Origin of the sequence: Paraglaciecola arctica, from assembly GCF_018861065.1 — a bacterium.
Lineage (GTDB): Bacteria > Pseudomonadota > Gammaproteobacteria > Enterobacterales > Alteromonadaceae > Paraglaciecola > Paraglaciecola arctica_B.
In genome coordinates, this window is sequence record NZ_JAHKQO010000031.1 from 226,573 (window position 1) to 239,196 (window position 12,624).

General features: G+C 41.3%; 10 protein-coding genes. All 10 read left to right on the forward strand.

Going from position 1 to position 12,624, the window contains the following annotated elements:
- Positions 1 to 11: 11 nt before the first annotated feature.
- On the forward strand, positions 12 to 1,280 hold the full coding sequence (locus KO534_RS12305; RefSeq protein WP_215929947.1) for an inorganic phosphate transporter: 1,269 nt from the start codon (positions 12 to 14) through the stop codon (positions 1,278 to 1,280).
- Between the two features lie 242 nt (positions 1,281 to 1,522).
- Positions 1,523 to 2,431, forward strand: coding sequence for a porin (locus KO534_RS12310; RefSeq protein ID WP_215929948.1), 909 nt, complete (start codon positions 1,523 to 1,525; stop codon positions 2,429 to 2,431).
- 280 nt (positions 2,432 to 2,711) lie between these two features.
- A complete protein-coding gene (locus KO534_RS12315) occupies positions 2,712 to 4,301 on the forward strand; it encodes a hypothetical protein (protein ID WP_215929949.1) in 1,590 nt (529 codons plus the stop codon).
- Between the two features lie 87 nt (positions 4,302 to 4,388).
- On the forward strand, positions 4,389 to 7,058 hold the full coding sequence (locus KO534_RS12320; RefSeq protein WP_215930041.1) for a TonB-dependent receptor plug domain-containing protein: 2,670 nt from the start codon (positions 4,389 to 4,391) through the stop codon (positions 7,056 to 7,058).
- Positions 7,059 to 7,506: 448 nt separating this feature from the next.
- Positions 7,507 to 8,229 (forward strand): DUF3450 domain-containing protein, encoded by a 723-nt coding sequence (locus tag KO534_RS12325; RefSeq protein WP_215930042.1) that lies wholly within the window; start codon positions 7,507 to 7,509, stop codon positions 8,227 to 8,229.
- Between the two features lie 65 nt (positions 8,230 to 8,294).
- The gene (locus tag KO534_RS12330) at positions 8,295 to 9,638 is read left to right on the forward strand and encodes a MotA/TolQ/ExbB proton channel family protein (RefSeq protein WP_436836586.1); all 1,344 of its coding nucleotides are present in this window, start codon (positions 8,295 to 8,297) and stop codon (positions 9,636 to 9,638) included.
- Positions 9,639 to 9,644: 6 nt separating this feature from the next.
- The gene (locus KO534_RS12335; RefSeq protein WP_215929951.1) at positions 9,645 to 10,169 is read left to right on the forward strand and encodes a MotA/TolQ/ExbB proton channel family protein; all 525 of its coding nucleotides are present in this window, start codon (positions 9,645 to 9,647) and stop codon (positions 10,167 to 10,169) included.
- Positions 10,170 to 10,198: 29 nt separating this feature from the next.
- Positions 10,199 to 10,606: an ExbD/TolR family protein gene (locus KO534_RS12340; protein ID WP_215929952.1), complete on the forward strand. Its 408-nt coding sequence runs from the start codon at positions 10,199 to 10,201 to the stop codon at positions 10,604 to 10,606.
- 42 nt (positions 10,607 to 10,648) lie between these two features.
- The gene (locus KO534_RS12345; protein ID WP_215930043.1) at positions 10,649 to 11,257 is read left to right on the forward strand and encodes an energy transducer TonB; all 609 of its coding nucleotides are present in this window, start codon (positions 10,649 to 10,651) and stop codon (positions 11,255 to 11,257) included.
- Position 11,258: 1 nt separating this feature from the next.
- Positions 11,259 to 12,581: a tetratricopeptide repeat protein gene (locus KO534_RS12350; protein WP_215929953.1), complete on the forward strand. Its 1,323-nt coding sequence runs from the start codon at positions 11,259 to 11,261 to the stop codon at positions 12,579 to 12,581.
- Positions 12,582 to 12,624: the final 43 nt, after the last annotated feature.

Consider the following 12,624-nt stretch of genomic DNA (forward strand, 5'->3'; position numbering starts at 1 on the left):
AGATTCTCAGAATGGAAATAATTAACAATTACGGTTTCGTTTTAATCGTAGTCGCCGCTGCGGTCGGCTTTATTATGGCATGGGGTATTGGTGCCAATGACGTAGCCAATGCGATGGGAACCTCTGTAGGTTCAAAGGCATTGACCATAAAACAAGCGATTTTTATTGCGATGGTATTTGAGTTTGCAGGGGCGTACTTAGCCGGTGGCGAAGTGACCTCGACAATTCGAAAAGGTATTATTGATTCCTCCTATTTTATCGATAGCCCCGAGTTATTGGTGTATGGAATGATATCTGCACTCTTTTCTGCCGGCGTCTGGTTGGGCATTGCTTCCTACCTCGGTTGGCCTGTATCAACAACCCATTCAATTATAGGGGCAATTGTTGGTTTTGCTGCAGTAGGCGTGAGTGCAGATGCCGTGGAATGGGCCAAAGTGAGCGGTATCGTTGGTAGTTGGGTTGTCACGCCTGCTATTTCGGGATTTATTGCTTTTTTGATATTTCAGTCAGCGCAAAAACTCATTTTTGATACAGACAACCCCTTCGAAAGCGCCAAACGTTATGTACCTTTTTATATGGTGTTAGCCGGGTTTGTTATGGCGCTAGTGACAATTAAAAAGGGGTTGAAACACGTTGGTTTAAATATCCCAGCTGAACAAGATTATATTATTGCGATAGGCGTTGCGGTATTGGTTGGTATAGTTGGTAAGTTGTTTATTAGCCGTATACAGATCAACCCAAAAAGTAAAAGAGAAGATCAGTTTGCCAATGTTGAAAAAGTGTTTGCTATTTTAATGATAGTGACAGCTTGTTGTATGGCATTCGCTCATGGTTCAAATGATGTGGCAAATGCAATAGGCCCGTTAGCGGCAGTGGTCAGTATTGTTGAAAGTGGTGGTGAAATCGGTAAGAGTGCCCAGCTAGTGTGGTGGATTTTACCCCTTGGAGGCATTGGAATTGTGGCTGGTTTGGCTCTTTTTGGCCATCGAGTGATTAAAACTATCGGTAATGGTATTACCCATCTTACTCCAAGTCGCGGTTTTGCAGCAGAATTGGCTGCCGCTTGTACCGTAGTTATTGCATCGGGTGCCGGGTTACCTATCTCAACAACACAAACCTTAGTTGGTGCAGTATTAGGTGTAGGCATGGCGAGAGGTATCGCTGCCATAAACCTAAGTGTTGTAAGAAATATTGTGGTGTCTTGGGTGATAACTTTGCCGGCAGGTGCAGGTTTATCTATTATCTTCTTCTTTATGATTAAAGGTATCTTTGCGCCTTAGGACTTAGCTAGTAAAAATCTAATACTTTGAAAGCCAGAAGCAATGCTTCTGGCTTTTTTGTATGTATCCCCATTCTCAGTTTATGAACAAAGTCATTTAGCAGTTTGCAACAATTTAACACTCTGTCACTTTTGCTTTGTCATAAATTTGTAATAAAAACGTCATAAAGCTTATGGCTTGCCCTAATAAGAGAGTAGAATGAGAGGTTAGGTTGAACCCACAATAGTTTGAACGTCGAATTTATGAAATTGACTAGAAGATTATCAGTTGCATTGGTCACCAGTTGTCTTTCAGCTGTGGGTGCTGCAGATCCAATTAAGTTTTATGGTTTAATGAACGTTTCGGCGCAATCATCCGATGAAGGAGAGAGTCGTTTTACGGAATTACGAAGCAACAATTCACGAATGGGTGTAAAAGGTAATTTAAAATTAGACAGTGATCTAGAAGTAGTTTACATGGCGGAATGGCGAGTAGACTTAACCGACGAATCCGGCTCAGATAATATTTCAGCTCGTAACCAATACATGGGCCTTAAGGGGAGTTTTGGTTCGGTGTTACTGGGTAGAAATGACACAGTGTTAAAACAGTCGCAAGGTGAAATCGACCTATTTAATCATTACGAAGCTGATTTAAAAGGTTTATGGCAGGGGGAAAATCGCATGGAAAATTCCGTGACTTACTTTTCGCCAAAGTTTAAAGGATTTACATTTGGAGCGTCGTATATTGCACAGGATAATACACAAGGGAATGACGCCCAGTCATTTTCAATTTCTTATGGCGATAAATACCTAAATAAAAGTCAATGGTTTGCTGCAGTCGCAGCTGATATTGATATGAAAGGATATGATACGCAACGTGTCTCTGTTCAAACAAAATTTGATAACTTAAAACTTGGGATGATTTTGCATAATCAAAAGCTTATCGCAACAGGTAAGTCAGAAGATGGTGCTCTTGTTAGTGCAGCATACAGTATCGGGAAAATAGTTGTGAAAGTGCAGTATCAAGTCGCAGGTAACGATGATAGTGCCTCTGTAGGTGCAGACTATGCGTTGGGTCAATCTACTAAGGCATTCCTTTGGTTCACTAATCGAAATTTACAGGACAGCGCCGACAGCTCCTGGTTGGCAGCGGGTCTCGAACACAAGTTCTAGTATTTGTGAAAATTAGCTGAGTTATCAATCCCAAACTATTTGTATGCGGTACTTTCAAACGGGCCGTTGTTCTCTATGATGTTTGTAAGTTTTTGATTTAAAATGATAAAAAAATAATTTTGTCCATATTCTTTGATGATTAGAAATATCGCAACCTTAAACGGTAATCCAATATTAAACTTTTGTGACATCTGATCGGTGTAACAAAACTGTCATGCTCCTTCGCTATCCTAGCCGCGTTTTTTAATTCTAATAATTTTACTCGCATTTGGAGAGCACAATGGAAATCAATAATACTTTCAAAGCTAGCGCAATTGTTTTAGCGTTGGCACTAGCCGGTTGTGGTGGCGATATCAATATTACCCCTACTGTTAACGATACTAGTGTTAATAACAGTAATAATACAACGACTACTACTAATGAAGGTAATGGCAACGTTGACACAGGTACTGATGAAAACCCATGTGCTTCTTATGACGATTCTGGTTCTACAGTGCAAGGTGAATACACGGGTGGAAACTGTGAATATAGCAAAAACTTTGTAAGCGCAGCTAGTCCACTATCTTCAGATATCACCTTAGCCAAGCTTGATAACGGTGGTGTACATTTCTTTGAGAGCTCACTGGTTGTGGGTGAAAACTGTAATACTTCTGATAACTGTACGCTTGTGGTTGATGGACCGACTTTAGAAATTGAAGCCGGTGCAACATTAGCATTTGATGATTCTTCTTCTCGTGTCCAAATTAACCGCGGCGCAAATATCGAAGCTGTTGGTACTTACAGTGACCCAATTACTTTTACTTCAGCTAATGCAATCGCAAGCTTAAAAGTTTCTGATGCTCAACCTCAAGATTGGGGCGGTATTATGATTGACGGTTTTGGTATCACTGATCAGTGTTCTGATGCAGAGCGAGCAGCGGTTACATGTAATGCAGAAAGTGAAGGGGCCGTTACTTATTACGGTGGCAACGACAACACTGACAACAGTGGTACATTAAAATTCGTTAAAATTCATTATGCAGGTGGTTTGCCAGCAGGTGCTGAAGAAGGTAACGATTTGAACTCTCTAAGCTTATTTGCTGTAGGTTCAGGTACTACTATTGACTACGTCGACATCTATGCTGGATATGATGATGGTATCGAATTGTTTGGTGGTGCAGTTGATCTTAAGCACATTGTGGTAACTGATACTCAAGATGACAGTATTGATATTGACGCTGGCTGGAGTGGTAACGCACAATTCATCTTAGTTAAACATGGTACTGTTATGAACGCAGCAGGTAATTCTATCAACATGGGTAACGGTGGCTTTGAGTCTGACGGGACTAAAGTTAAAGATAACAACGTTGCGCCTTCTGCACCACAAATTGCCAACGTAACTGTTATTACTACAGATGTTAACTCTGTACGTGACGATAATCCTTCAGTAGCTATCAAGTTAGATGACTTTATCTCTGCTACTTGGTACAACACGGTTTTAGTTAAAACCTCTGCTACTCAAACACATTGTTTCGAAAACTCTTCTGATGCAGAGCAAGTGATTGTTGATGGCGACGTGTCAATGAAAAACTCTGTGGCTGCTTGTGCAGTATTAGCTAAATCAGAAACAGTTGGAAGCACAACTTTCACTAACTGGTTAACTGATAATGCAGACGACATGAACACTGTTTCTGGTGGCGATGCAGACGTACTTGCAAGCAACGGTTTTGCTACTATCGCTGACCTTAAAACGCCATTCGACATGACTACTATCGATGCTAATTTCTTTGAAAGTGTAGACTTTATCGGTGCGGTAAGCCCAACTGATACTTCAAGTGACTGGTATGATTGGGCAAAAGATGCCTATGAAAATGCCATGGCTGACGAATAATAAGTCGTTTAGCAAACAAATGTATAGGCGTAATAGGTTAAGTGCCTAGTTACGCCTTTTTTGTTCATTTTCAGTGTGGGATAAATGATGAAGACTCAATACAGCGCGAGTAAAATCTCGTTAGCAGTTGCATTCGGTCTTGTCACGGGCTCTTTACAAGCCCAACAACAAGATAATGTGATTGACGAAGTGGTCACCACGGGTAATCGCCTCCAGGGTACTGCAGCCGCAGTAATCGAAGAACGTAAAAACCAAGCCTTTGTTGCAGATATTTTGGGTGCTGAGCAAATTTCTCGAACCGGTGATAGTGATGCGGCATCAGCTTTGCGCCGGGTAACAGGTTTAACCTTGGTTGACGGCAAATATATATATGTACGTGGATTAGGTGAGCGTTATTCTAGTGCTCGTTTAAATGGAGCTAGTATTCCTAGCCCAGACCTAACTCGAAACGTAATTCCGTTGGATATTTTTCCAACTAATGTGATTGAAAGTTTATCGGTACAAAAAGCATTTTCGCCTGATATGCCGGCTGCTTTTGGTGGCGGTAGTGTGGATATTCGCACAAAATCTTTACCTTCAGAGTTTGTGGCTGAATTTCAGTTAGGTATCGAAGGAAACTCCAATAATTCAAGTGGGTTTACTTATGATAAAAACGATAGCGGCCTGCCTGATACATTAGAAAGCGCGATTGTACATTACCGTGGTGATTTCTCTGTTCGTAATATTATTGAAAGACATAACTTGACGGACAACGAAGAGCAAACCGCTTTTCAACAAGCGTTTGCTACCAATCAGGATTTATTAAAAAGCCTGCCACGTAATATGAGATTAAAGGATGAATCATTATCTCCTAACTATTCATTCCAAGGTGGTATAGGTAACTCTTTTGATGAAGAGTGGTTAGGGGGAACAGTCGGCTTTTTAGCCTCTGTTGCCTATGATAACAAATGGAATTACACCGACCAAACCAACGCTGTTGTCAGTGCCAATAAAACTGACGATTGTGCTACTTTATTAGAGACTACTGAAGATGTCAGTAATCCATGTTATGACAGTCTTACCGATTCTAAAGTGACCACAGAAAATGAAAGACTAAATGGTCTTTTCACTTTAGGTTATCGTTTGGATAGTCATGAAGTTAGTTACAGTAAAATCTACATTCAAGACAATGAAGATGAGTCTGAAATTGCAGTTAACCAAAACCCGACACAAAGCAATACCATTGCAGTTGATGATCAGGCCGCGCGCAGCCATCAATTTACCTTTGAAGAGCGTGAACTAGAAATTGACCAATTTAAAGGTCAACACACCTTCTTAGATTGGTGGGGAGTGGGCGCTGATTGGCAATATACTGAGTCAGAAGTACATACCGATATACCCTTAGATGTGACCTATAACTTTGCTGATGAATATGCAGACAATGTTTACCAAGGTAGTGGTATTAACGGCGGCAACGGTATTGTTAACTATCAGTTTGTTGAGATGCGTGACTTTATGAAGTCATGGGGTGGCAATTTTAATCTACCCATTTCTAAAGGGAAGTTCGATATAGAACTCAAAACAGGTTGGGACTATTCGGATAGAGCTCGATACTACACTACATCTAGCTTCTTTATTAATAATAGTGGCGCGGGTGTCGATGTCGATCAAGGCAGTGAAAACATAGTCGGTCTTAGTGCCTATTTAAGCGATGACTTTATTGATAATAATGAAGTCTGGATTTCATTTAACGAGCCTGAAGCACCAGAAGCTGACGATTACATGGCGGCACAGAAGGTACAGGCAAGTTATGGCGCCTTTGATGTCATTTATGATAATACGTGGCGTTTTAGTGGTGGGTTACGCTATGAGTCTTTTCAACAGGTGACACTTGAATCGTCTAGTTTGATTTTCAATCGTGAAGACATTGAAACGTTTTACAGTGAAGAGCGTATCGAAGACCGCACTATCAATGATGACGATATCTATCCTGCATTGAGTTTAACTTACTTAGGCGGTGACGGTTATCAATTGCGCTTTGGTTATGGTGAAACCGTGGTTCGCCCTGATTTGCGAGAAGTGGTACCTGTTGGGTATTTTGATCCATTAACCGATATTCGTACGACTGGTAGTTTGTCTCTGATATCAAGTCAGTTGAAAAACTATGATGCCCGTTATGAATTATATGGCGATAACGGCGATAACTTAGCTATATCTTTGTTCTATAAAGATATTACTAACCCCATTGAATCAGTGCTAGCAGTAGGCGATTCTAGTTATACCGCATCATTTACTAATGGTGAGTCAGCGGAGCTATATGGTATTGAAACTGAGTGGTTATATGGCTTAAATTGGTTAGCCGAAGGTTTCTTTACCTCTGGTAATCTGACGTTAAGTGATTCTGAAGTGTCTATTGATGCTGCCGATTCAGGGAATTTAACCAACACTGTTAAGCGCATGAATGGCCATTCCGAATATGTTGTTAACTTACAGTTAAACTATGACTCGGCAAATGGAGAACATAGTGGCTCTTTAGTTTATAACGTCTTCGGTGAGCGAATTCTCGCTTCGGGTATCGGTGGTCGTGGCGATGCGTTCGAGCAACCGTTCCATTCTTTAGATCTTGTGTACACTTGGTACCCTAATTTTAATACTAATGTAAAGTTCAAAGTTAAAAACCTATTGGGTGAGAATCAAGAAGTGCTGCAAGATAACGTGGTCGTTAGATCTCGCGAAGTGGGCTCTACCTTTGGTGTGAGTTATAGCTACGAGTTTTAGATTAGCGCTACATGTTTAGATGCTGTGTAAAATCCGCTATTAATTTCGTTGATAGCGGATTTTTGTTTTTTGGGGAGGTTCAAAGTGGAGAGTTGACCAAAGAGGGCGTCGCGCATATTTAAATTACCCATTTCAAACTTATTGTTTTTAGGAAGCAAATTATTTTTGTGATAATTGCAATTATTTGCGAAAGAGCAAGCAGAAATAAATCTTGGGGTCATGCTTTGAAAGCCAAACAATCTAAGGTGTATCGAAGGTTCTAAATTTCACACTATGCAAACTTCAATAGCCTTTCATAAGTCCGTCATCTAACTGTAATATTTATGTCACATATAGCCTTTATTCTCTGCGCAGTTTTTAAATAACAGTAAATCGCTGTTATCCAATCTTTAGGGTTTGAGGTATGACACGACTGACCAAATTATCTGCCGCACTTGTAGGCGTATTTATGACAGCTGGCATTAGCCAAGCACAAGAAGAAAAAGCGCTCCAGCCTGCAATCAAAAAAGCGACTGAAATCAACCAGTCAGCAGCAAAATCCCAACAAAAAATCAACAGTATCACTGATCAAATTGATAACAAATTACAGCAATTTAAAGCTATCAATAAAGAAACCGTTGGATTGGACGTATACAACGGCCAATTGCAAAAACAAATAAATAATCAAATGCAGGAAATGGCGGATTTAAACGCGTCTATTGATGGCGTGAGCATTATTGAGCGTCAAATCACGCCGCTAATGTTACGTATGATTACTGGTTTAGCGCAATTTGTTGAATTGGATGTACCTTTTCTTGAGCAAGAGAGAAACAATCGTATTGCTGAGTTGCAAGCGTTGATGGACCGAGCAGACATTGCCCCATCAGAGAAGTTTCGTCGTGTTATGGAAGCTTACCAAGTTGAAATGGACTACGGACGCACACTCGAAGCTTATAGCGGATTACATACTATTGATGGACAAGAGCGCGATGTGGATTTTTTAAGAATAGGGCGCACCGCACTTATTTATCAAACTCGCGACGCTAGCCTGCAAGGCACTTGGAACAAACAAACGCGCCAGTGGGAAGCATTGCCGTCTAGTTATCGAACACAAGTCACAAAAGGCTTACGTATGGCGAAGAAACAACTCGCACCAGACCTACTTATGCTACCTGTAGCGTTGACGGATTAAGGGCCTGAAAAATGATAAACATGAATAATATCTTAAGAAACTTAGTTGTCATTACCGGTCTCGGTATGTTGTCAAGTGTGGCTGTAGCCCAAGAAGACAAAGCGTTAGATTTGGATGCTTTGTTACAACAACTTGAACAAGGACAGTTTCAGCAAGACAAAGAAAATGCACAACGTGAGAAAGAGTTTGCAGCGAAACGTTCTGAGCAAGATCAAATGTTACGTGATGCTAGGAAAAAGCGTGATGCGGCGTTAGCAGCTTCAGAGCGAATGGAAACTCAGTTCGAAGAAAATGAATTCAAATTGGCTGACTTAAATGAAGCCATGAATAAGCGTTTAGGCTCTCTAAAAGAGTTGTTTGGGGTGCTACAACAAGTATCAGGTGATACCAAAAGTAAATTCCAAAATTCTATTATTTCGGCACAAATTCCAGGCAGAGCTGAGTTTTTGGATGAGCTAGCTCAATCTATGGGGTCAACCTCTAAACTTGCGTCAATCGATGAAATTGAACGTGTTTGGTTTGAAATGCAGCGTGAAATGACAGAGTCGGGTAAGGTGACTAAGTTCACCACTGATGTAATTGAAGCGGGTGGTAATAAAGTCAGCAAAGAAGTCTTACGTGTTGGACCTTTTGCATTGGCCGCTGATGGTAAATATTTAGATTACAACGGCACCACAGGTTCAGTTGCAGAGTTGGTACGTCAACCAGCTGGTCGTTACGGTGAAAGCGCCGCAGCTTTACAAAGCTCTTCGGGAGAATTAGTTGAATTTGGATTAGACCCAACAGGTGGCTCAATTCTTAAATTGTTGGTTCAAGCTCCGAGTTTAAAAGAACGTGTTGAACAAGGTGGAACTGTTGGTTACATCATCTTAGCTGTTGGTTTTGTAGGCTTGTTGATAGCGATTTGGCGTTTCATCTCATTGTCTATTGAAGGCGCGAAAGTGAATCGTCAACTTAAGTCGACTGATTTCAAAGACAATAACTCTCTTGGTCGTGTTATGAAAGCCAAAGATGATTTCCCAGAAGCTGACACAGAAGCGCTAGAATTACATCTAACAGAAGCAATTCTAGGGGAAGTACCTAAGTTAGGTCGCTCACTTAGTATCATCAAAGTGATATCTGTGGTCGCACCTTTAATGGGCTTGCTAGGTACAGTTTCAGGTATGATCAACACCTTCCAAGCGATAACCTTATTCGGTACAGGTGACCCTAAATTAATGGCCGGTGGTATCTCTACTGCGTTGGTAACCACAGTACTAGGTTTGGTGGTGGCGATTCCTATGACTTTGCTTTACGCCATGCTAAATACTCGCAATAAAAACATCGTTTATATATTGCAAGAGCAAGCTGCCGGCGTAATCGCCGAGCGAGCTGAAGCTCATAACACTACTCGCAGCGACAAAGCTTAATTTATCATGATTGAGATTCTCGAAACCATTCGCGATTTTACCGAAACCGGTGGACAAGTTCTGCTGATTATTGGTGGCTTGATTTTTGTTATGTGGTTAATGATTTTAGAGCGCGTTATGTATGTGTTTGTTACTCACAAACAATATAAAAATGCGGTGATAGCTAAGTGGACAGCGCGAAGCGAACGTTCATCTTGGAACTCCGAGCAAATTCGTCAAGCGATGATTTCGCGAGTATCCCTAAAACTGAGTGCAGGTGTACCTATCATTCAATCTTTAGTGGCGTTATGTCCATTATTAGGTTTGATGGGAACAGTAACCGGCATGATTGAAGTGTTTGATGTGATGGCGATATCGGGTTCAGGTAACGCGCGCTCAATGGCATCGGGTGTGTCTAAAGCCACCATTCCTACAATGGCAGGAATGGTAGGGGCTTTGTCTGGTGTATTCGCTTCTACTTGGCTAGCACGAACTGCAAAAAATGAAAGAGCAAGCTTAGAAGATTCATTACGTATGGAACGTAAAGTTTAGCCCTGAGTATCGGATTAAAAGAGAAAAATATGAAACAGCATTTCCAAAACTTGATGGACGAAGAAGAAGCAGCAATCGATATGACCCCTATGCTAGACGTCGTATTTATCATGCTGATATTTTTTATCGTAACCGCGTCTTTTGTTAAGGAGGCCGGCATTGATGTGAACCGTCCTGAAGCTGCGACTGCAGTGAAAAAGGATCGCGCTAATATCTTGGTTGCCATCAGTGACAAAGGTGAAATTTGGATAAATAAGCGCAAGGTTGATGTACGTGCAGTACAGGCCAATATTGAGCGTCTTTATGCTGAAAACCCTCAAGGTACAGTGGTTATTCAGGCCGATAAAAAGGCCACAACTGATGTATTGATTAAAGTTATGGATGCATCACGGGCAGCGGGCATTCTAGATGTGTCTATTGCAGCGCAGGAGCCGTAAGTCGTTATGTCGCAGACTATGACAAAAACACTGCCGCAGACTTTGTCTAGGTTAGTTATAGCCATTCTATTGGCAGCGTTTGTCACCTTAGCGTTGTTCTTTTTGATGCAGTCGTTAATTCAAAGTGGTGGCAGTGCTTTAACGGATGCACCCAAGGGAAGTGTGTTGGATTTTGTTCGTGTTAAACAGGAAGAAGTGGTTCAAAAGAAAGACAGAAAACCTAAGAAACCACCCAAGCCTTCAGATCCACCACCCGACATGGCGCCGCCACAAATGGACGCTCCTAGCCCAGAAAGTGCAACGAGTGGGATGGATTTTGGCGCGGATGTCGCTGCCGATGTCTCCTTAGATGGTGGACTAGCACTGGAATCTGGTGACGGTGAGTTTTTACCCATAGTGCGAGTCGCAGCTGTCTATCCAAGGCGCGCTTTGCAGCGGGGAATTGAAGGTTATGTGGATGTTGAATTTACTGTGTCTAAGTTGGGTTCAGTTATCAACCCTAAAGTAATTCAAGCTTCACCTGAAGGCATTTTCGAACAAGCGGCCTTAGATGCCACTTTAAAATATAAATATAAACCGCGCGTCGTAAATGGCGAACCTATGGAAGTGTCAGGGGTTGAAGTGCGGGTTAAATTCGAACTTGGGGGCTAAAATGGCTATCAATAAATTACTACTTAAGTTGGCAACACCTGTCTTGATGACAGGTGTTTTAATGTCTGGCATACAAGCAAATACTGTAAACGCAGAGCAGGCAAAAGTAGAGCGTAAAACTAAACGTGTGCCAACGTTGCGATCGAAAGTGTATGATCAATTATCCCGCGCTCAAGGTTTAGCTGATGCGGGAAATCAGACTGAAGCCTTTGAAGTATTAGACAATGTTAAGTCTAAAAGCAGTTCAATGAACAGTTATGAACAAGCCATGATGTATAATTTTTATGGGTTTATTCATTACGAAGCTGAAAATTACGATCAGGCCATTGCTGCATTCGAAAATGTTGTGCTGCAACAACCTATTCCAGAATCGTTTGAGCAAGCAACTTTGTTCAGCTTGGCGCAACTACATATGATGCGTGGTAACTATGATCAGACAATAGCTAAAATCGAACAATGGGAAAGCATTCAAACAAGGCTATATCCTAATAAAGAAATCCCCGCTAAGAATTTAGTTTTAAAAGCACAAGCTATGTATCAAAAACAAGATTACGCAGCGGCTTCTCAATATATCAATGCAGCGGTTGAACAAATTGAAACTAACGACTTGGGTTTTCAAGTAGACGAACAATGGTATGTTTTACAACGCGCGATTTACTTTGAATTAAAGCAACCTGAAAAGGTTAAAGACGTATTGCTTAAGTTAGTCAAAAAATTCGAAGCACCCAAGTATTGGATACAACTAGCTGGTATGTACGGTGAACTTGAACAAGAACAAAAGCAACTAGCGGTGATGGAAATTGCTGAACAAAAAAGTTATGTGGCCACCGGCTCAGATATGTTTAATCTAGCGCAACTCTACTATTACCATCAATTACCTTTTAAGGCTGCGGCTGTGATGCAAAAAGCGATAGATGAAGGTAAATTACCTGAGAACGAGCGTAATTTAACCTTCTTAGCGCAATCATTGAATTCTGCAAAGGAAACTGAAAAAGCGGTTCCTGTGATGTTGGCTGCTGCTAAAATGTCTGAAACAGGCGAGCTTTATGCCCAATTAGGTCAAATGTACTTAAACATGGATCAATGGACTGATGCTATCGCTATGTCTCAAAAAGCTTTGGAAAAAGGTGGTCTGCGTAACGAAGGCATGTCGCATCTAGTTATTGGCATGGCGCAATTTAATATGGGTGAATACAACCAAGCGCTTACTCAGCTTGCTAAAGCCCAAGAATTTGATGGTAGCCGTGGCATGGCGAAACAATGGTCAAAATTTGTTGAGGGCGAAAGAAAACAAGTGGAATCTTATGCTTCTATAGGCCATTAGGTGTCATTTTATAGTTACCAAAAAAAGCGCCTGATGGCGCTTT